This is a genomic window from Streptomyces sp. BE303 (genome assembly GCF_036290945.1).
Taxonomy (GTDB): domain Bacteria; phylum Actinomycetota; class Actinomycetes; order Streptomycetales; family Streptomycetaceae; genus Kitasatospora.
Genome location: NZ_JAQYWZ010000468.1, coordinates 61,135 through 82,899 on the forward strand (window position 1 = coordinate 61,135; position 21,765 = coordinate 82,899).

Annotated in this window: 8 protein-coding genes; 4 read left to right on the forward strand and 4 right to left on the reverse strand. The window is 75.5% G+C overall.

What is annotated here, in order from left to right; all coding sequences use genetic code 11:
• Positions 1-4: 4 nt before the first annotated feature.
• The 4 genes from PUR56_RS09090 (at position 5) to PUR56_RS09105 (ending at position 18,094) form a co-directional block, all read left to right on the forward strand.
• Positions 5-6,043: a type I polyketide synthase gene (locus PUR56_RS09090; protein WP_329948498.1), complete on the forward strand. Its 6,039-nt coding sequence runs from the start codon at positions 5-7 to the stop codon at positions 6,041-6,043.
• The gene (locus PUR56_RS09095; protein WP_329948499.1) at positions 6,040-17,076 is read left to right on the forward strand and encodes a non-ribosomal peptide synthetase; all 11,037 of its coding nucleotides are present in this window, start codon (positions 6,040-6,042) and stop codon (positions 17,074-17,076) included. Before PUR56_RS09090 ends, PUR56_RS09095 begins: the two co-directional genes overlap by 4 nt.
• On the forward strand, positions 17,073-17,816 hold the full coding sequence (fabG, locus tag PUR56_RS09100) for a 3-oxoacyl-ACP reductase FabG (protein ID WP_329948500.1): 744 nt from the start codon (positions 17,073-17,075) through the stop codon (positions 17,814-17,816). Before PUR56_RS09095 ends, fabG begins: the two co-directional genes overlap by 4 nt.
• A 77-nt stretch (positions 17,817-17,893) precedes the next feature.
• Entirely contained in the window at positions 17,894-18,094 is a 201-nt protein-coding gene (locus PUR56_RS09105; protein WP_329881452.1) for an MbtH family protein, read from the forward strand.
• 117 nt (positions 18,095-18,211) lie between these two features.
• Here the strand turns inward: PUR56_RS09105 and PUR56_RS09110 are convergent, their stop codons facing one another.
• The 4 genes from PUR56_RS09110 to PUR56_RS09125 all read right to left on the reverse strand — a co-directional run bounded on the left by PUR56_RS09110 (position 18,212) and on the right by PUR56_RS09125 (position 21,718).
• A complete protein-coding gene (locus tag PUR56_RS09110; RefSeq protein ID WP_329948501.1) occupies positions 18,212-18,763 on the reverse strand; it encodes an NADPH-dependent FMN reductase in 552 nt (183 codons plus the stop codon).
• Entirely contained in the window at positions 18,760-19,815 is a 1,056-nt protein-coding gene (locus PUR56_RS09115; protein WP_329948502.1) for a MupA/Atu3671 family FMN-dependent luciferase-like monooxygenase, read from the reverse strand. The genes PUR56_RS09110 and PUR56_RS09115 overlap by 4 nt, the downstream gene beginning before the upstream one ends.
• 108 nt (positions 19,816-19,923) lie before the next feature.
• Positions 19,924-21,420, reverse strand: coding sequence for an MFS transporter (locus tag PUR56_RS09120; protein WP_329948503.1), 1,497 nt, complete (start codon positions 21,418-21,420; stop codon positions 19,924-19,926).
• 91 nt (positions 21,421-21,511) lie between these two features.
• The gene (locus PUR56_RS09125) at positions 21,512-21,718 is read right to left on the reverse strand and encodes an MbtH family protein (protein WP_329881456.1); all 207 of its coding nucleotides are present in this window, start codon (positions 21,716-21,718) and stop codon (positions 21,512-21,514) included.
• Between the last annotated feature and the right edge of the window lie 47 nt (positions 21,719-21,765).

Here is a 21,765-nt window from a genome sequence, read left to right on the forward strand (position 1 = left end):
CCCGATGTCGGAGATGTCCGAAGAGCTCGACCAGATAGCCATCGTCGGTATGGCCGGCCGCTTCCCCGGGGCCCCCGACGTCGACACGTTCTGGAGGAACCTGGAACAGGGCCGGGAGTCCGTGACCGTCTTCTCGGAGGAGGAGCTCCTGGCCGAGGGGGTGAGCCCCGCCCTGCTGAGCCAGGACGGCTACGTCAGGGCCAAGGGCGCGCTGGACGGCGCCGACCGCTTCGACGCCGCCTTCTTCGGCTACAGCCCGCGCGAGGCCGAGATCATGGACCCGCAGCACCGGGTGTTCCTGGAGTGCGCGTGGGAGGCCCTGGAGTCCGCCGGCTGCGTCCCGGAGGACTTCGAGGGGCGGATCGGGGTCTTCGCCGGGGCCGGCATGAACAGCTACCTGCTGTACAACGTGACGGCCAACCGCCGGGTCTTCGAGGCCGCAGGGCCGTACCAGACGCTGCTGGCCGGGGACAAGGACTTCCTCACCACCCGGGTCGCGTACAAGCTCGGCCTGACGGGCCCGGCGCTGACCGTGCAGACCGCCTGTTCCACCTCCCTCACGGCGGTCCACCTGGCCTGCCAGAGCCTGCTGGGCGGCGAGTGCGACCTCGCACTCGCCGGGGGCGTCTCGGTCGGCTCGCCGCTGCGCCAGGGCCACCTGTACGAGCCCGGCGGCATCCTCTCGGCGGACGGGCACTGCCGCCCCTTCGACGCCGCGGCGGGCGGCACCGTGCCCGGCAACGGCACCGGCGTCGTGGTCCTGCGCCGGCTGGCCGACGCCCGCCGCGACGGCGACACCGTGGACGCCGTCATCCTGGGCTCCGCGGTCAACAACGACGGTTCACTGAAGGCGGGTTACACCGCGCCCGGGGTCGACGGACAGGCGTCGGTGATCACCGAGGCGCTCGCGATGGCCGGGGTGGGCGCCGACACCGTCGACTACGTGGAGGCCCACGGCACGGGCACCCCGCTCGGCGACCCGATCGAGATCGCCGCGCTGACCCGCGCCTTCCGGGAGGACACCGCGGCCACCGGCTACTGCGCGGTCGGGTCGGTGAAGGGCAACATCGGTCACCTGGACGCCGCCGCCGGAGTCGCCGCGCTCATCAAGACCGTGCTGGCGCTCCGGCAGGAGGCCATTCCGCCGTCGCTGCACTTCACCAAGCCCAACCCCGAACTCGACCTGGAGTCCGGCCCGTTCTTCGTCAACGACCGGCTGCGGCCGTGGCCCCGCGGATCCCGGCCGCGCCGGGCCGGGGTCAGCTCGTTCGGCATCGGCGGCACCAACGTGCACCTGGTCCTGGAGGAGGCCCCCGCCGAGCGGCCCAGCCCGGACGCCGACGCGGAGGCCGGCCCGGAGGACCGCCGCACGCCCTCCCGCGAGTCCGGCGCCCCCGCCGGTCCGGTCCTGCTGCCGCTGTCGGGGAGGACCCCGGAGGCGGTCGAGCAGGCCGCGCACCGGCTCGCCGACCACCTGGAGGAGCACCCCGGCACACCCCTGGACGACGTCGCCCACACGCTGGCCCGCCGGCGGCGCGCGTTCGGTCGGCGCCGGGCCGTGGTGGGCCGGGACCGGGCGGAGGCCGTCGCCGCACTGCGCGCCGTCACCGCCGGGACCGCCGGGGCCGCCGACGAAGCTCCCGTCGCCTTCCTGTTCCCCGGCCAGGGCACCCAGTACGTCGACATGGCCCGCGACCTGTACCGGCACGAGCCGGTGTTCACCGCCGAACTCGACCGCTGCGCCGAGCTGTTCGCCGCGGAGCTGGGCGCGGACCTGCGCGACTCGCTCTTCCCCCGGCCCGGAGGAGCGGCCGAGGCCGAAGCCCGGCTGAACCGGACCGAGTTCGCCCAACCGGCGCTGTTCCTGGTCGAGTACGCCCTCGCCCGCCAGTGGTCCGCCTGGGGCGTCCACCCGCAGGCCATGGTCGGCCACAGCGTCGGCGAGTACGTCGCGGCCTGCCTCGCGGGCGTCTTCTCCGTGGAGGACGCCGTCCACCTGGTGGCGGCACGGGGCCGCCTGGTCCAGGCGATGCCCGCCGGGTCGATGCTCACCGTGTTCCTCTCCGAGGACAAGCTGGCGCCCTGGCTGGGCGACGACGGCGACGGTCCCGCCCTCGCCCTGGCCGCGGTCAACTCCACCGCCCTGAGCGTGGTCTCCGGCCCGACCGGCGCGGTGGACGGGCTGGAGCGCCGCCTCAGGGCCGCGGGCATCCCCTGCCGGCGGCTGCACACCTCGCACGCCTTCCACTCCGCCACCATGGACGGCGCCGTCGGACCGCTGGTCGAGGAGGTCCGCAAGGTCCGGCTGAACCCCCCGCGCATCCCCTTCTGCTCCAACGTGACCGGCACCTGGATCACCGACGAGCAGGCCACCAGCCCGGAGTACTGGGGCCGTCACCTGCGGCAGCCCGTGCGCTTCGCCGAGGCCGCCGGACTGCTGCTGGCCGACCCGTCCCGGGTCCTGGTCGAGGTGGGCCCGGGCCACACCCTCGGCAACTTCGTGCGCGAGCACCGCGCCTGGCGCGACGACCGGACCGTGACCGGCTCGCTGCGCCACCCGCACGAACGGACGGACGACCGGGTACGGCTGCTGGAGGCCCTGGGCTCGCTGTGGAGCGCCGGCGTCCCGGTCGACTGGGCGGCCGTCCGGCCGTCCGAGGGCCGCCGGGTACTGCGCCTGCCCGGCTACGCCTTCCAGCGGCAGCGGTACTGGGTGGACCCCGACCCCGTCGCCACCACCGCCACCACGACCCCTGCGGACGGCACGGCGGACGGCGCCGCCGTGCCGCTCGGCGACTGGTTCCGCACCCCCGGCTGGCGGCGCCTCGCACCGCGCAGCGCCGGCCGGCGGCCCGGGGACGGCCCGGAGCCGCTCTGGGTGGTGCTGGGCGACGACCTCGGCCTCGGCCGCACCCTGGCCCGGCGGTTGGAGGACGGGGGCGCCTCCGTCGTCCGGGTCGGCGCCGACGACGGGCTCCGCTCCCGCGGCGAACGGTCCTGGTCACTGGACCCGGCCGACCGTGACCACTTCGCCGAGCTCCTCCGCTCACCGGACCTGCGGGGCGCGGCAGCGCTCCGGATCGTGCACCTGTTCAGCCTGGGCGGCGGCCCGGCCGACGCGCTCGACGGGGCCCGGCTCGACGAGGCACGGCTCGACGAGGCACGACGGGTCGGCTTCGACAGCCTGATCGCGCTGGCCCAGGGCATCGAGGACGCCCGCCCGTCGGTGCCGATCACCATCGACGTCCTCTGCCGCGGCGTCCACAGCGTGACCGGGGACGAGCCGCTGCAGCCGGAGAACGCCACCCTGGCCGGCCCCTGCACGGTCGTCCCGCAGGAGCTGCCGGACGTCGAGTGCCGCCTGCTGGACATCACCGGCACCGACCCGGCCGCCCCGCCGGACGGATCGGTCCGCGCCGTCCACGACCTGCTCGTCCGTGGCACCGGGGAACGCGAACTGGCCCTGCGCGGACGGCACTGGTGGGTCCGCGACTTCGATGCGTTCCGGCTCGGGGCGGACGGCTCCGACGACCCCGACGACCCCGACGACACCAACGACTCCGAGGCTCTCGACGGCTCCGACGACACCGCCGGCCGGCCGGCCGTGGCCCCGCTGCGCGACGGCGGCGTCTACCTGATCACCGGCGGACTCGGCGGAGTGGGCCTGGCCCTCGCCGAGCAGCTCGCGCGCAGCGTCGAGGCTCCCGTGCTGGGGCTGCTCGGCCGGTCGGACTTCCCCGCCGAGGAGGACTGGGCCGCGTGGCTGGAGACGCACGGGGAGCAGGACCCGACCGGCGTCCGGATCCGGCGGCTGTCCCGGCTGCGGGAGCTCGGCGCCCGGGTCGCCGTGCTGCGGGCCGACGTGACCGACCCGGAGCAGAGCGCCGCCCGGATCGACGAACTGCGGTCCGCGTTCGGCGCGTTGAACGGCGTCGTGCACGCGGCCGGAACCCCGTCCAGCGGGATGATCGCGCGGAAGACGCGCGAGGACGCGGACCGGGTGCTGGCGGCGAAGACCCGCGGCACCCTGTTGCTGGACCGGCTCTGCGAGGACGACCCGCTGGACTTCTTCCTGCTCTGCTCCTCCGTCACCGCCGTCCTGGGCGGGCCGGGCCAGAGCGACTACGCCGCAGCCAACGCCTTCCTCGACGCCTTCGCCCTGAGCAGGCGGCAGCAGGGCAGGCCGGTGACCTCCGTCGCCTGGGGCACCTGGGAGGGCGTCGGCATGGCGGCCGGGCTCCTCTCCCGGCCGGGCACGGTCGACCCGGCCGGGCAGGACACCGGACACCCGCTGCTCCGCCGGGTCGGGTCCGAGGGGACCACCCGGACCTACGCCACGGACCTGAACACCGCGGACCACTGGATCGTCGCCGACCACCGGCTGATGGGCCACGGCCTGGTCCCGGGCACGGCCTACCTCGAACTGGTCCGCGCCGCACTGGCCGAACAGGCCGCCGACCGGGAGATCGAACTCCACGACGTGCTGTTCATGACGCCGGTGATCGTGCCCGACGGGCGGACCAGGACGATCTACACCACGATCGAGGAGCGGGACGGCCGGCCGCACTTCACGGTCCGGAGCCGCACCGGCGACGGCGCGCGGTGGCGGGAGCACGCCGTCGGCTGGGCGACGTTCCACGACCGCGGCCCGGACACCGTGCGCGACCTGGCCGAGGTGCTGGCCCGCTGCGAGGTCACCGAGGTCCTGTCCACCGAGGAGGAGATCCGGGGCCGGCTGGGGGTGGAGCGCTTCGAGGAGGGCGGCGGACCGCTCCGGTTCTGGTTCGGGCCGCGCTGGCAGGTGCTGAAGACCATCCGGACAGGCGGCCGGCGGATGCTCGCCACCCTCCGGCTGGACGACGCCTTCCTGGCCGACCTGGACGGCTACCCGCTGCACCCGGCCCTGCTCGACATGGCGGGCGGGGTCTTCCGGCTGCACGCGCAGGACCCGTACTACCTCCCGCTCACCTACCGCAGCCTGCGGGTCCTGCACCCGCTGACCGGTACCGTGCTGGTCGGCGTGGAGATCCGGCAACCCGACGGGTCGTCCGGCGAGACCCTCACCTGCGACCTCGAACTCCTCGACCCCGACGGCCGGTTGCTGGTCCAGGTGACCGACTTCACGGTCAAGCGGATCAACGACGTCGAGGCCCTGCTGGAGCAGCTCCGGCAGACCGTCGCGGAGGCCGAGGCCGAGGCCGAGGCGGAGACGGAGACGGAGACCGGCGCCGACACCGGCACCGGACCGACGGCCGGGCCGGCCGACGCCTCGACGGCGGGCCCCTCGGCGGCCGGCCCCGGGGAGGCACCCGCCGGAGCGGGGACCCTGCGGGCGCTCGGCGAGGGCCTCGCCGAGGAGGACGGCCGGGCGGCCTTCGCCCGGATCCTCGCGGAACCCGTACTCCCGGCCCACCTGGTGGTCACGCCGAAGGACTTCGGCGCGCTCCGCCGGCTGGCCCGGTCGATCACCCCCGCCCTCCTCGCGCGGGAGATCGACCTGCTGGCGCCACTGGGCGGCACCCATCCGCGGCCCGACCTCCCCACCCCGTTCCTGGCCCCGGCCACCGAGCAGGAGGAGGCGGTCGCGGCGGTCTGGCGGGAGGTCCTGGGCGTCGAGGAGGTCGGCGTCGACGACGACTTCTTCGCCCTGGGCGGCCACTCGCTGGCGGCCGTGCAGATCAACAGCAGGATCCAGAGCCGGTTCGGCACCGAACTCGACCTGCGGGACTTCTTCCAGACCCCCACCGTCGCGCACACCGTCGGGCTGCTGGCCGCGACCGGCGGCGAGGGCGCGGGGAACGGCCGCGACGGGGACGCGATCGAGATCCTGAGCCGCGACGAGGCGGACCTCACCGGGCCCGGCGACCTCGACGCACTCGACGAACCGGACGCACTCGACGAGCTGGACGGGCTCGACGAGCTCGACGAGCTGGACGGGCTGGACGGGCTGGACGACCTGTCCGACGACGAGGTCGAGGCGCAGCTCCGGGCACTGCTCGCCGAGGAGCCGGACGACCTCGGGGCCCGGGAGGACCGGGCATGAGCGAGCGAGAGCAGGCCGGCCACCGGACACACGAGGACGGACGCGCGATGACCACCCCCGACCCCGCCACCCTCTCGGCCGCCGAGAAGAGGGCCCTGCTGGCCGAGCACCTGCGCCGGAGGAAGGCCGGGCAGCGGCCCGCCCCCCAGCAGGCCGCACCGCCGCAGCAGACCACTCCCCAGCAGACCGCCCGGCCGCCGGCGGCGAGGCGGCGGCAGCACCGCTTCCCCGCGTCGTTCCCGCAGCAACGCATGTGGTTCCTCGACCAGTTGACGCCCGGGGACACCGCCTACAACGTCTCCGGCGCGACCCGGGTACGCGGCCCGCTGGACCTCGACCTCTGGCAGCGCGCCGTCCGGGAGATCGCCCGGCGCCACGAGGCGCTGCGCACCACCTTCCGCGAGGTGGACGGCGAGCCCGTGCAGGTGGTCACCGAGGGCTCCGCGCCCGAGCTCACCGTCGTGCCCTGCGAGCACCTGCACGGGCCGGACGGGGAGGCCGGGATCCGCGCCCTGGCCCAGGAGGAGTTCTCCCGCCCGTTCGACCTGGAGGCCGGCCCGCTGCTGCGGATGCGGTTCCTGCGCCTCTCCCCGGACGAGCACGTCCTGCTGCTCACCATCCACCACATCGCCGGGGACCTCTGGTCCACCTCGGTCTTCCTCGACGAGCTGGTCACCCTCTACGGGTCGTACGCCACCGGCACCGAGGCCGCGCTGCCCGAACTGCCGGTCCAGTACGCCGACTACGCGGTGTGGCAGCGCAGGCGGCTCGACGGCGAGGGGGCGGCGGCCGAGCTGGAGTACTGGAAGCAGGCCCTCGCCGGGGCGCCCGCGGCCCTGGAGCTGCCCACCGACCGCCCCCGGCCCGCCGTCCGCAGCACCCGGGGCGGTTCGCGGCCGTTCGCCCTCCCCGCGCACCTGATGGACCGGGTGCGGTCGTTCAGCCGGAGCGAGGGGGTCACGCCCTTCATGACGCTCCTCGCGGCCTTCCAGGTCCTGCTGCACCGCTACACCCGCGAGGAGGACGTCGTCGTCGGGGTGCCGGTCGCCAACCGGGGCCGTCCCGAGGTCGAGCGGCTGATCGGGTACTTCGCCAACACGCTGGCGCTGCGGACGGACCTGTCGGGCGCCCCGACGTTCCGGGAACTCCTGCGCCGGGTACGGCCGGTGTGCCTGGGCGCCTTCGCGCACCAGGAGCTGCCGTTCGAGCGGCTGGTGGAGGAGCTGCACCCGCAGCGGGACCTGTCCCGCTCCCCGGTCTTCCAGGTCTCCTTCGTCTTCCAGAACATCGCCATGCCCTCCTTCGACGCCGCGGGGCTGCGCCTGGAACCGCTGGAGGTGGACAGCACCGCCGCCCGGTTCGACCTAGAGCTCCAGGTCTTCGACCGCCCGGAGGGTCTGAGCGGGCGGTTCGACTACAACAGCGACCTGTTCGACGCGGCCACCGTCGACCAGCTGTCCGGCCACCTCCGGCTGCTGGTCGAGAACCTGCTCGCCGATCCGGACCTCCCGGTGGGGCAGGTGCCGATGCTCGCGGCGGAGGAGGAGCGGCGGCTGCGCGACCGGTGGAACGACACCCGCCGGGAGTGGCCCGACCCGGGGTTCGCCCACCGTCGCTTCGAAGACCGGGCCGCCCGCACCCCGGCCGCCGAGGCCGTCCGCTGCGGCCGGGAGGCGCTGAGCTACGCCGAACTGGACCGGCGCTCCAACCGGCTGGCCCACCGGCTGAAGCGGCACGGTGTCGGCCGGGACGTGCCGGTCGGCATCTGCACGGAGCGCTCGGTCGAGCTGGTGGTGGCGATGCTGGCCGTGCTGAAGGCCGGCGGTGCCTTCGTCCCGCTGGACCCGGAGTTCCCGCCGGACCGGATCGCCTTCGTGCTGGCCGACTCCGGGCTGCCGGTGCTGCTCACCCGGCGGGCGGTCGCGGAGCGGCTGCCCGGGACCGGCGCCGAGGTGCTGTGCCTGGACGAGCTCCACGACGGGCTCCTCGTCGAGCCCGAGCACGGCCTCGACGAGCCGGTGGCCGAGCAGGACCTCGCCTACGTGATCTACACCTCCGGCTCGACCGGGCAGCCGAAGGGGGTCCGGATCCCGCACCGGGCGCTCGGCAACTTCCTGTACTCGATGGCGGAACGGCCGGGCATCGGGCCGGACGAGACGCTGCTCGCGGTCACCACGCACTCCTTCGACATCTCGCTGCTGGAGCTGCTGCTGCCGCTGGCCGAGGGCGCGCGGGTGGTGGTCGCCGAACGCGAGGCGGTCGCCGACGGCGAGCGGCTGTCCCGGTTGCTGACCGCCTCCGGGGCCACCGTGATGCAGGCGACGCCGTCCACCTGGCGGATGCTGCTGGACTCGGGCTGGCCGGGCGCACCGGGTCTGCGGGTGCTGGCCGGGGGCGAGGCGCTGCCGGCCGAGCTGGCCCGGCGGCTGCTGGCCACCGGCGTGACGCTGTGGAACATGTACGGCCCCACCGAGACGACGATCTGGTCGGCGGTGGCCGAGGTGGGCGAGGGCCCGATCTCGATCGGCGAGCCGATCGCCAACACCGAACTGCACGTGCTCGACGACCGGGGCCGTCCGGTGCCGGCCGGTGTCCCCGGTGAGCTGTACATCGGCGGCGCGGGGCTGGCCCGGGACTACCTGGGTCTGCCCGGGCTGACCGCCGAACGGTTCGTCCCGCACCCGTTCGGGGCCGGGCCGCAGGAGCGGCTGTACCGCACCGGGGACTTGGTGCGCCGGCGGCGTGACGGCGGCATCGAGTTCCTGGGCCGGCTGGACCACCAGGTGAAGCTGCGCGGGTTCCGGATCGAACTCGGTGAGGTCGAGAGCGAGTTGGCCCGGCGGCCGGAGGTCGGGGTCGCGGTGGTGACGGTCCGCGAGGACGTCCCCGGTGACCAGCGGTTGGTGGCGTACGTGGTGCCCGCCGTCGACGACGGCTCCGGCCCGGCGGAGGAGTGGCCGGACCAGGTCGACGAGTGGCGCCGGATCTGGGACACCGCCTACGACGAGGAGGACGGCAGCCGGCCGCCCACCGGCACCGACGGCCCCGGGCGCTCCCCCGCCGGCCTCGCGGGCGCCGGCTCCCCCGCGCCGGCACCGATCCCCGTCGAGGACCTGCGCGGGTGGAACAGCAGCTACACCGGCGAACCGATCCCGGCCGGGGAGATGCGCGAGTGGGCCGACCGCACCGCGGAGCGCGTGCTCGGCCTGCGTCCCCGCTCGGTGCTGGAGATCGGGTGCGGCACCGGGCTGATCCTGCAACGGGTCGCGCCGCACTGCGAACGGTACTGGGGCACCGACATCTCCGAGGTCGCGCTCGCGGGCCTGAGGACGGCCGTCGACGCCCCCGGTCACCCCTTCGGCCGGGTCGAACTCCACCGCTGCGCGGCCGACCGGCTGGACCGGCTGCCCGACGGGCTCTTCGACGTGGTCGTGCTCAACTCGGTGGTGCAGTACTTCCCCGACGAGCGGTACCTGCTGCGGGTGGTCGAAGCCGCGCTGGCCCGCCTCGCACCGGGCGGGTCGGTGTTCCTCGGCGACGTCCGCAGCCTGCCGCTGCTGGAGTCGTTCCACCTCTCGGTCCAGCTGTCCCGTGCCGAACCCGGGCTCCCCGCGGACCGGTTGCTCGCGCGGGTGCGGCGCCACGTGGACGAGGACGAGGAACTCGTGATCGACCCGCGGCTGTTCACCTCCCTGCCGGGGCGGTTCCCCGCCGTCGAGGAGGTCCGCGTGCTGCCCAAGCGGGCCGACTGCGACAACGAGCTGACCCGCTTCCGCTACGACGTGGTCCTCACCACCGCACGGACGGACCCGCCGGCGGAGGCCCGGGCCCGGGCGGAGGCCCAGGCGCAGGCAGAGGCGGCCCCGCGGGCGGACTTCGCGTGGCTGGACTGGGAGGCCGAGCGGCTCACCGTGGCGTCGCTGCAGGACCGGCTGGCGTCGGAGCGGCCGTCCCTGCTCGCCGTCCGCGGGGTGCCCAACGCCCGCGTGCGCGCGCTCGCCGACGCCCTCGGGCGGCTCGGCGCCGCGCCCGCCGGCGACCCGGCGGACCCTCCGGCCTCCCCCGTCCCCCCGGCCCAGGGGGCCGTGGACCCGGAGGAGCTGTGGTCCCTCGCCGACCGGACCGGGTACCGGATCGACCTCGACTGGTCCGGGCACGGCCCGGACGGCGCCCTGGACCTCGTCGCCCGCCGCGTCGGCGCCGACGGCGAGCCCGCCGTCGGGCTGCCGCCCGCGGCCGGGCCGCCGCCCGGCGACCAGGACCCGGCGCGCCACGTCAACGGCGCCCGGCGCCGCCTGGCCCGCCGGCTCACCCCCGTCCTGCGGTCCGCCCTGGCCGCGCGGCTGCCCGCCTACATGGTCCCGTCCGTCTTCGTCCTCCTCGACGCCCTGCCGCTGACGCCCAACGGCAAGACCGACCGCAGGGCCCTGCCCGCGCCGGACGGCGACCGCCGCGACCTGGGCCCGGCCTTCGTCGCGCCGCGCGACGCGCGGGAGGAGGCGCTGTGCGAGCTCTTCGCCAAGGTGCTCGGGGTGCCCGCGGTCGGCGTCCACGACAGCTTCTTCGACCTGGGCGGCCACTCCCTGCTCGCCACCCGGCTGGTCTCGCAGATCCGGGCCGCCCTGGGCGTGGAGGTCCAGGTCCGCGCGCTGTTCGAGACGCCGTCGGTGGCCGGCCTGGCCCACCGCCTCGCCGCCGACACCGACGGCACTGACCCCGAGGTCGTCGGCCACGACGGCGCGGCCCCGGCGCCGCGCCCCGAACCCCGCCCCGCGCTGCGGCCCGGGCCGCGGCCCGCCGAGCTGCCGCTCTCCTTCGCCCAGCAGCGGCTCTGGATCCTGGACCGCGTCCAGGGCCCCTCCGCCACCTACAACATCCCGATGGCGGTACGTCTGACCGGCGCCCTGGACGTGGACGCGCTGCGGGCGGCGCTGGCGGACCTGACCGACCGACACGAGCCGCTGCGCACCACGTTCCCCGACACGGGCGGCGTGCCACGCCAGCACGTCCTCGACCCCGCGGCCGGACGCCCCGGGCTGACCGTGACCGAGGTCCCCGGCCCCGGCGCGGACGAGGCGGTGGCCGCCGCCGCCCGGTACCGCTTCGACCTGGCCCGCCAGGCGCCGCTCCACGCCGAACTGCTGGTCCACGGCCCGGAGCGGCACACGCTGGTCCTGGTGGTGCACCACATCGCCGCGGACGGCTGGTCGGTCGCCCTGCTCGGGCGCGACCTGGCCACCGCCTACACCGCCCGCCTGGCCGGCCGGCCGCCGCACTGGACACCGCTGCCCGTCCAGTACGCCGACTACACGCTGTGGCAGCGGCGGCTCCTCGGCGGCCCGGAGGATCCGGACAGCGTCCGGGCCCGGCAGCTCGACCACTGGCGGCGGGCGCTCGACGGCCTGCCGGAGCGGATCGCGCTGCCCGTCGACCGGCCGCACCCGGCCGAGGCGAGCCACCGCGGCGGCACGGTCGCGTTCCGCTGGGACGCCGGACTGCACGACGCCGTCGCCGTCCTGGCGCGCCGCCACGACACCAGCGAGTTCATGGTCGTGCACGCCGCCCTGGCCGCCCTGCTGCACCGCCTGGGCGGCGGGGACGACCTCCCGATCGGTGCGACCGTCGCCGGCCGCACCGACGCCGCCACCGAGGACCTGGTCGGCTTCTTCGTCAACACCCTCGTCCTGCGGGTGGACGCGTCCGGCCGCCCCACCTTCCGGGAGCTGCTCGCCCGGGTGAGGGAACGCAGCCTGGACGGGTTCGCCCACCAGGAGGTCCCGTTCGAGTTCCTGGTGGACGCGCTGCGGCCCGCCCGGTCCACCGCGCACCACCCGCTCTTCCAGGTCATGCTCGCCTGGCAGAACCTCCCCGACGCCGAACTCGGCCTGCCGGGCCTGGCCGAGGAGGTCGTGCCGGTGAGCACCGGCACCGCCCGGATGGACCTGGTGTTCGCGCTGACCGGGCGACGCGGCCCCGGCCCCGGCGCCGGCGCACCGGCCGGGATCGACGGCGTGGTCGAGTACAACGCCGACGTCTTCGACCCGGACACCGTCGAGGTCCTGGCCGACCGGCTTCGCCGTCTGCTGCTGGCGGTCTGCGCCGCCCCGGACGTGCCGATCGGCGCCGTGGACCTGCTCACCCCCGGCGAACGGCACCGGCTGCTGACCGAGTGGAACGACACCGACCGCGACCTGCCGTCGGCCACCCTGCCGCAGCTGTTCGAGGCCCAGGTGGCCCGCACCCCGGACAGCACCGCGGTGGTCGACGCCGAGCGGGAGCTGACGTACGCCCGGCTGGAGGCGGAGGCCAACCGCCTGGCCCGGCTGCTGATCGACCGCGGCGCGGGTCCGGACCGGCCGGTGGCGGTGGCCCTGCCCCGCTCGGCCCGGTCGGTGGTCGCGATGCTGGCCGTGGTCAAGGCGGGCTCCGCCTATCTGCCCGTCGACCCGGACTACCCGCCGGAGCGGATCGCCCTCCTGCTCCGGGACGCCGGCCCGGTCCTGCTGCTCACCACCGGGGAGCTGAGCGGCGTGCTCCCGGACACCGGCGTCCCGCTCCTGCTCCTGGACCGGCCGGAGGTGCTCCGGGAGCTCGACGCCCGCCCCGCCACCGCGCCCGGGGACGCCGACCGCGCGGAACCCCTGACCCCGGCGCACGCCGCGTACGTCATCTACACCTCCGGCTCGACGGGGACGCCCAAGGGCGTGGTGGTCACCCACACCGGGATCCCCGCGCTGGTCGCGGCCCAGACCGAGGGCTTCGGGCTGGACGGGCGCAGCCGGCTGCTGCAGTTCGCCTCGCCGAGCTTCGACGCCTCGGTGGCGGAGCGGTGCGACGCGCTGCTGTCCGGCGCCGCGCTGATCGTGCTCCCGAAGGAGGAGCTGCTCCCGGGCGAGCCGCTGGCCCGGACCTGCGCCGCGTACGGCGTCACGGACGTGACCCTGCCGCCCAGCGTGCTGGCGGCCGTACCGGAGGGGGGACTGCCCGCCGGGCTGTCCCTGGTGGTCGCCGGCGAGGCCTGCCCGGCCGGGCTGGCCGCCCGCTGGTCGGCCGGGCGCCGGATGGTCAACGCGTACGGCCCGACCGAGGTCACCGTGTGCGCCACCATGACCGGGCCGCTGTCGGGCGGCGGCGTCCCGCCCGTGGGCCGGCCGATCGCCAACACCCGGGTGCGCGTCCTGGACGAGGGGCTGCGCCCGGTGCCGGTCGGTGTCCCGGGCGAGCTGTACGTCGCCGGCTCCGGGCTGGCCCGGGGCTACCTGGGCCGGCCCGGCCTGACCGCACGCCGCTTCCTCCCGGACCCGTACGGGCCGCCCGGGGCGCGGATGTACCGCACCGGGGACCTGGTGCGGTGGCGGGCGGACGGGCAGCTGGACTTCCTCGGCCGGACCGACCACCAGGTGAAGGTGCGCGGCTTCCGGATCGAGCCGGGCGAGATCGAGACCGCCCTGGCCGCCCTGCCGGGGATCGCCCGGGCCGTGGTGACGGTCCGTGAGGACCGGCCCGGCACCCGGATCCTGGTCGGCTACGTGGTCCCGCGCCCGGCGGCGCGGCCGGATCCCGCGGCCGTACGGGCCGCGCTCGCCCGCCGGCTGCCGCCGTACCTGGTCCCGGCCGCGGTGGTGGTCCTCGACGACCTGCCGCTCACTGCCAACGGCAAGGTGGACCGGGAGCGGCTGCCGGCTCCCGACTTCCCGGCGGCGCCCGGTTCCGGGCGGCCCCGCACGCCGGTCGAGGAGACCCTGTGCGGGATCTACGCGCAGGTGCTGGGGCTTCCCGAGGTCGGGACCGGGGACAGGTTCTTCGACCTGGGCGGCGACAGCATCCAGGCGATCCAGGTCGTCTCCCAGGCCCGGACCGCCGGGCTGACGGTCACCGTGCGGGACGTGTTCGCCCACCAGTCCGTCGCCGGCCTGGCCACGGTGGCCACCGACGCGGAGGCGGCGGAGGGTCCCGAGGACGTCGGGACCGGCGAGATCGCCCCCACCCCGATCGTCGAGTGGCTGCGCGGGCTGGACACCCCGATCGACGGGTTCAGCCAGGAGGCGGTGGTCGCGGTCCCCCCGGGCACCGGCCGGGGGCAGCTGACCGCGGTGCTGCAGGCGCTGGTCGACCACCACGACGTGCTGCGCTCCCGGCTGACCGTCCGGCCGGACGGCAGCTGGTCGCTCCTGGCCGGGCCGCACGGCTCGGTGCGGGTCGAGGACCGGCTGCACCGGGTGGACGTCACCGGGCCGGGCGGGACCGTACCGGACGAGGCAGGGCTGCGGGCGCGGGTCGCCGGACACGCGGCCGTGGCCCGCGGGTTGCTGGACCCCGTCGCCGGGGTGGTGCTCCGGGCGGTCTGGTTCGACGCCGGGCCGCGCGAACCGGGGCGGCTGCTGCTGGTGCTCCACCACCTGGTGGTGGACGGGGTGTCCTGGCGGATCCTGCTGCCGGACCTGCGGGTCGCCGGTGAGGCGGTGCTCGCGGGGCGGCCGGTGGTGCTGGCTCCCGTGGGGACCTCGGTGCGCCGCTGGGCCGGCCTGCTGGCCGCCGACGCGGTCGCCCCGGACCGCGTCGCCGAGCTCCCGGAATGGACGAGGCTGCTGGCCGGCGCCCCGCCGCTCCTGGCCCGCCGGCCGGAGAACGCACCGCCCGGGAGCGGACCGGCCGCCGTCGGACCCGCCGGGAACGGACCCGCCGGGAACGGACCAGTCGCCCGGGCCGGGACCGGCATCGGGCGGCTGGTCCTGACCCTGCCGCCGGACGACACCGCGCCCCTGCTGGGGCGGGTCCCCGGGGCCTTCCACACCGGAGTCCAGGACGTGCTCCTGGCCGCCTTCGGGATCGCCCTGGAGGAGTGGCGCCACCGCCGGGGCGGGCCCGGCCCCGGCGCACCGGACGGCGGGGTGCTGGTCGACGTGGAGGGCCACGGCCGGCACGAGGACCTCGCGCCCGGGGTCGACCTGTCCCGCACCGTGGGCTGGTTCACCGGCGTCCAGCCGGTCCGGCTCGCCTCCGGCCCGCTGGGCTGGGCCCAGGTGGAGGAGTCCGGGACGGAGCTGGCCGCTGCCGTGGTCCGGATCAGGGAGCAGCTGGCCGCCCTGCCCGGCGACGGTCTGGGGTTCGGCCTGCTGCGGCACCTCAATCCGGACACCGCCGCCGCGCTGGCCGCGCTCCCCGTCCCCGAGGTCGCCTTCAACTACCTCGGGCGCTTCACCGGCACCGGGCAGGGCGCGCCCTGGGCACCGGTCACGGCCGACGCCGGAGCCGCCCCGGGCGGGGACGAGGCGGAGGTCACCCTGCTCGCGCACCCGCTGGAGCTGAACGCGGTCACCTACGACGGCCCCGGGGGCCCGCAGCTGGCGGCCGGCTGGACCTGGGCGGACGACCTGCTGGACGAGCGGGACGTGCGCGAGCTGGCCGGGACCTGGTTCGCCGCCCTGCGGGCGGTCGCCGCCTGCGCCGCCCTGCCAGGGGCGGGCGGTCCGCCGGTCGCCCGGCCCGCTCCGACGGACCGGCGCCGGAACCGGCACCTCGGCCGGGGCGACCGGCGGGGCGGCGCCGTCCCGCCGGCCGACCGGCGCAGGGGCGTCCCGCTGTCCTTCGCCCAGCTGGACATCATGTACCAGCCCGTGGACCCGGACGAGGCGCACCACAACGTCATCACCGCGACCGTCCTGAGCGGAGAGCTCGACCGGGAGGCGCTGCGGCACGGCCTGGACGAGATCGTGCGGCGCCACGAGGCGCTGCGGACCAGGATCGTCGACGACGGCGCCGGGGAGTGGCGGCAGCTGGTCGATCCGGTCGGGGGCTGGCCGCTGGCCACCGCGGACCTGCGGGCCGGGACGGAGCAGGCCCGGCAGGAGGAGCTGCGGCGGCTGGTCGAGGCGGAGGTGAGCCGCCCGTTCAGCCTGGCCGGGGGGCCGCTGGTCCGGGGCACCCTGGTCGCCACCGCCCCGGACGAGTGGGTGCTGGTGCTGGTGCTGCACCACATCGTGGTCGACCTGTGGTCCTACGCGCTGCTCGGGCGCGAACTGCGCGAGCTGTACGCCGCACGGGTCCTGGGCCGGGAGTCCACGCTGCCCGAGCCGATGGTCCAGTACCCGGACTGGGCGGCGTGGCAGCGGCGGCGGCTGGCCGACGGCGCGCTGGACGAGCACGTCGCCTACTGGGAGCGGTTGTTGGACGGTCTGCCACCGCTGCCGAGGTTCGAGGCGCCGGAGCACCAGAAGGCCGGCGCGGCGGAGGGGTTCACCACCGGCTTCGTCCTGGAGCCGGCCGTCACCGGGGCTCTGAGGGACGCCGCGCAGCGGGAGGGCGTCACCCTCTTCATCGTGCTGCTCTCGGCGTTCCACCTGCTGCTCCAGACCTACGCCGACGGCGGCCCGGACCGCGGCGGCGCGGACGGCGGGGTGGCGGACGGCGACCTCGCCGTGGGCTTCCCGCTGGCCGGGCGGGAGCACCCGGAGACCGAGCAGATGATCGGCTTCTTCATCAACCCGGTGGTGGTGCGCCCCCGGCCCTCGCCGGACGCGACCGTCCGGGACCTGATCACCGCGGTCCGCGCGGGCGTGCTGGACGCCCACCTGCACCAGGAGGTGCCGCTGCGGCGGCTCCGCCGGGACGCCGGGGAGGACCGCAACCCGCTGCGGCTGCTGTTCAACCTGCTCAACGTCGCGGGTGAGCCGCTGGACCTGCACGGCCTCAAGTCGGCGCCGCTGAACCTGAACGTCGGCGACGACGGGGTGATCCCCGAGCTGATCACCGAGATGCGGCCGCACAACGCCGACCTGTACCTGATGATGCACGAGTCCGACGGCGGCCTGCGCGGCCTGTGGCTGTACTCCCCGGAGCGGATCGAGCCGCGGGCGATGGCCGTGATGATGCGCCAGTGGCCGTTCCTGCTCGAACTGTTGGCGCAGCGGCCGGAGCTCGGGATCGCCGAGCTGAGGCGCCTGGTCCGGCAGCGCACGGCACCGCGACCCCCCGCCCCGGACTCGGCCGGGCAGACCGAGCACCGCACCCGACAGGAGAGGGGAACACGATGACCAGGACGGCCGGGCCGGTGGCTCTGATCACCGGTGGGACACGTGGGATCGGCCGCGCCACCGCACTGCGGCTGGCCCGGGACGGCTTCGACGTCGCCCTGTGCTACGGGGCGGACGCGGAGTCCGCCCGGGCCCTGGAGAAGGAGCTGCTGGACCTCGGCCGCAACACCTACGTCCGCCGGGCCGACGTGTCCGACGCCGCCGCGGTGGGCGCGCTGGTCGACGGCGCCGAGGACGCGCTGGGCCCGATCACCGCCCTGGTGACCTCGGCGGCGATCCTGCGGGACGCACCGCTGCTGCTGATGGAGGACCAGGACTGGCAGGACGTCCTCCAGGTCAACCTCAGCGGCGTCTACCACGCCTGCCGTGCGGTGATCGACGGCATGGTGCTGCGCCGGTCCGGCGCCGTCGTCAACCTCTCCTCGGTCGCCGGCATCTGCGGCAACGCCGGGCAGAGCAACTACGCGGCGACCAAGGCCGGCATCATCGGGTTCACCAAGTCCCTCTCCCAGGAGGTCGGCCGGTTCGGCATCCGGGCGAACGTGGTGGCCCCCGGCTACATCGACACCGATCTGGTGGCCCGGCTACCGGACGAGGCCGTCGGACGCGCCCTCGAACAGGTCTCGCTGCGCCGGCTCGGCCGTCCCGAGGAGGTCGCCGAGCTGATCGCCTTCCTCGTGTCCGACCGGGCCGCCTACATCACCGGCGAGGTCCTCCGCATCGACGGCGGCTTCCGCTGACGACCCGCCCGGCCCCCGATCCCCGGCCCCCCCGACCCGCCGACCCGCCCGACTCCCCGACTTCGCCTGGAGCACCCGTGGACGACCGCCCCGCCGCGCACTGGACCGTGCTGGTCAACGACGAGCTGCAGCACGGGCTCTTCCCCGCCGATCTCCCCGTGCCCGCCGGCTGGCACCCGGCCGGCTTCACCGGCACCGAGGACGCCTGCGAGTCCTACGTCGAGGCGCACTGGACCGACCTCCGTCCGCTGAGCCTTCGCCGCCCGGGGCCGTCCTAGAGCGGGGCGGGCAGCAGGCGGCGGACGGCGAAGGACGGACGGCGATCCGGCCGGTGCCGGGGTCCTCTCGACCCCGGCACCGGCCGGTGAACGCGGTACGGGCGCACGGCCCCGGGGTCAGCGGACCGCCGGCCCCAGGGCCGAGGCGAACCGGGCCAGTTCGGCCACCGCCACGTCGATCCGGGCGGTGAGCGCCGCACGGGCCACCGGGTCGGCGAGGTCGCTGCGCTGCGCCACCAGGTGGGTGGGCACCGCCCAGCCGTCCAGGGCCCGGACCACCGTCCGCAGGTGGTCGCAGGCGCCGGAGGCGTTGTGCAGGCTGGTCGCGGTGGCCGCGACCAGGACGGGCCGGTCGGCGAGCGAGCCGTCCGGCAGGTGGTCCAGGAGGTTCTTGAGCACCCCCGAGAGGCTGCCGTGCTGGACCGGCGTGGCCAGCACGACGGCGTCGGCGGCGGCCACCTCCTTGTACAGCCGGTCGACCGCCGGTTCCCGCAGCAGTTCGCCGCTGCGGTAGCGGTCCGCGTCGAGGGGGGGCAGCGCCAGCAGCGACCGGTCGAGCTCACCGGCCGTGAGCTGTCCGGTGAGTTCGGCCCGCTCGCCGATCAGCCGGGTGAGCGCGTGGCAGCTGGACGTTCCGGCGACGGTGCCGGTGACCAGCAGGAGGTTCACGATCCCGCCCCGCGCGCGGCCCAGGCGTCCTTGAGACGGTCCAGGTGCTCCAGTCCGGCCAGCACCTGGTCGGGGTCCACCCCGAAGTCGATCAGGCAGGCCACCTCGTCGATGCCGAGCGCGTCGAGGCGCTCCAGGGTGGCCAGGCCGTCCTCGACGGTGCCGAACAGGCCGCCGGTGTCGAAGTACCGGTCGAAGGAGCGCTCGACCAGGAACTCCAGGTCGTCCGCGTCGAGTTCGTCCGGGTTGACGCCCGGCAGGATGTCCCCGGCCGCCTTCATGATCAGGCCGATCGAGCTGCGGATGTAGTCGGTGAAGGGCCGGCGGACGGTCTCCCGGACGGCGTCGCGGTCGGTGCCGAGGAAGGTGTGCAGCATCAGCGCCACCTGGCCCGCCGCTCCCCCGGCGCCCCCGGGCAGGGCGGCGCGGTAGGCGGCGATCTTCTTGGCCAGGTCCTCCAGGTCCTGGCCGAGGAGGTGGGTGAGCAGGCCGAGGCCCTGCTCACCGGCCTGCCGGAAGGTGTCGGGGCTGCCCGCGCTGGTGAGCCACACCGGCAGCTCGGACTGGACGGGCGCGGGGTAGCTGCGCACGGCCACCGGGTTGCCGTCACCGTTCGGCAGCGTGACCTCCTCCTGGCGCCACAGCCGCCGGACCGTGTCGATGGTCTCGATCAGCACCTCCTTGCGGCCGGCGTAGTTCTCCGGGCGCAGGACGAAGTCGTTGGCGTGCCAGCCGGAGGCGAAGGAGAGGCCCACCCGGCCCTCGGAGAGGTTGTCGACCACCGACCACTCCTCGGCGATCCGCACCGGGTGGTGCAGCGGGCCCACGACACTGCCGGCCCGGATGCCGATCCGCTCGGTGACGGAGGCCAGCGCCGCGCCGATGACCGCCGGGTTGGGGTACTGGCCGCCGAACTCGTGGAAATGCCGCTCCGGCGTCCAGACCGCGCTGAAGCCGTGGGCGTCCGCGAACCGCGCGCCCTCCAGCAGCAGCCGGTACTGCTCCCGTCCACGACCTTGGCCGTCCGCGAAGTAGAAGAGACTGAAGTGCACTGCCTTGCCCCCCTGGCGAAGGTGAATGCGGGCCCGGGCGGGTGCCGGTGGCCCGGCGGAGCCTGGAGCTCCGGTGGAAGTCGGTCGTGCTTGGGCGGTGCCGGACGGTCAGGACTTGCCGCTCCCGCTGGTGGCCCGCGCAGGCGCCGCGCCGGCGGGACCGTCGCCGGCGTCCGCGGCCGCCGGCCGCGAGCGCCGGACCAGCAGGGTGACCAGCGCACCGGCCACGAGGAAGCCGACCGGCAGCAGGTAGGTGGCGCGGACGGCGCCGGTCGTGTCGCCGCCGACGAGGCGGGCCTGCAGGAGCGCGCCCACCGAGGCGCTGCCGAGCAGGCTGCCGCAGAGCCGGGTGGTGTTGAACAGGCCCGACGCGGCGCCGGACATGGCGGGCTCGATCTTCTCGAAGGCGACCACCCCGGCCGGGGCGTAGGCCACGCCCATGCCGAGGCCCACGAAGACCAGGCCGGGCAGCAGCGCCGTCCAGCCGGAGTCGGCGCGGATCAGGGCCGCCAGCAGCGCGATCCCGACCGCGAAGAGGGTGAGACCCGCCACCATCACGTACTTGCCGCCGAAGCGGTCGCAGAACCGGCCGGAGTACGGCGCGGCGAAGATCGAGACCAGCGGGGCGACGGCGATCAGCAGACCGGCCTGGAAGGCGCTGAACTCCTGCACCTCCTGGAGGTAGAGCGGGGTGAGCAGGAGCATGCCGCCGAGGCCGCACGGCAGCGCGCCCACCACCACGGCCATCACGGTGAAGTTGCGGTCCCGCAGGATCGCGAACGGCACCAGCGGGTCGCGGTCCTGCCGGCCCCGTTCGACCATCAGGAAGAGTCCGAGCACCACCACGCCGATCACCATCAGCATCGGCACGGTGAGCGGCCCCCAGAGCGGGCCCCAGTGGTGGGACTCGCCCTCCATCAGGCCGTACACCACACAGAACACGGCGACGGTGAGCAGGACCGAGCCGAGGACGTCGATCCGGTGCTTGCGGTTCGGTTCCAGGGCCGGGACGAAGGTCAGCACCAGGATCGCGCCGATCACCCCGACCGGGATGTTGATGTAGAAGATGCCCCGCCAGCCGAGCCAGGAGACCAGGAAGCCACCGAGGGTGGGTCCCGCGGCGGCGACGATCCCCGCGAAGGAGCCCCAGACGCCCATCGCGGCGCCGCGCCGGTCGGCCGGGAACATCCGGGTGATGACGGCCATCGCCTGCGGGGTCTGGAGCGCGCCGCCGACACCCTGGAGGACGCGGGCCGCGATCGCCTGGCCGGGTGTCTGCGCGATGCCGCAGGCCGCCGAGGAGAGGACGAACACGGCCAGGCCGATCAGGAACATCCTGCGCGGGCCGTACAGGTCGCCCAGCCTGCCGCCGGTGACCAGCAGCACCGCGTAGGAGAGCAGGTAGGCGTTGATCATCCAGAGCACCTGGTCGACGCCGGCGCCCAGGCCCTCGGCCAGCGAGGGCACGGCCACGTTCACCGCCGTGGTGTCCAGCAGGACCACCGCCTGGGTGAAGCAGATGGCGAACATCGCCACCCACGGGTTTCGCAGCCGCTCCGGCACGCCGGGTCGGCCGGTCTCCGGGTCGGTGTCGGTGGCGCTCATCGGCCGGCCTCGTTTCGCTCGCTCATCGTTCTCTCCTCGGTGGCCCGGCCCCTCGTGCGGGCCGGGCGTGCGCCGGTCGGGCGTCCGCCGGTCAGGCGTGCTCGGCCAGGCTGCGCGGGCGCAGGTCCGTCCAGTTGGCCTCGATGTGGTCGAGGGCGGACTGGCGGCTGTCGGGGCCGAAGGCGGTGTCCCAGCCGGCCGGGACCGCCACGGTGACCGGCCAGAGGGAGTGCTGCCCCTCCTCGTTCACCAGGACCAGGTAGCTGCCGTCGGCGTTCTCGAACGGGTTGGTGCTCATCGGGCGTTCCTCTCGGTGGAGCGGGGCGGAGCCGGGCCGGCCGCGGG

Coding starts and splice junctions, on each gene's coding strand:
- PUR56_RS09090 (WP_329948498.1), top strand. CDS start 5: ATGTCGGAGATGTCCGAAGAGCTCGACCAGATAGCCATCGTCGGTATG.
- PUR56_RS09095 (WP_329948499.1), top strand. CDS start 6,040: ATGAGCGAGCGAGAGCAGGCCGGCCACCGGACACACGAGGACGGACGC.
- fabG (WP_329948500.1), top strand. CDS start 17,073: ATGACCAGGACGGCCGGGCCGGTGGCTCTGATCACCGGTGGGACACGT.
- PUR56_RS09120 (WP_329948503.1), bottom strand. CDS start 21,420: ATGAGCGCCACCGACACCGACCCGGAGACCGGCCGACCCGGCGTGCCG.
- PUR56_RS09125 (WP_329881456.1), bottom strand. CDS start 21,718: ATGAGCACCAACCCGTTCGAGAACGCCGACGGCAGCTACCTGGTCCTG.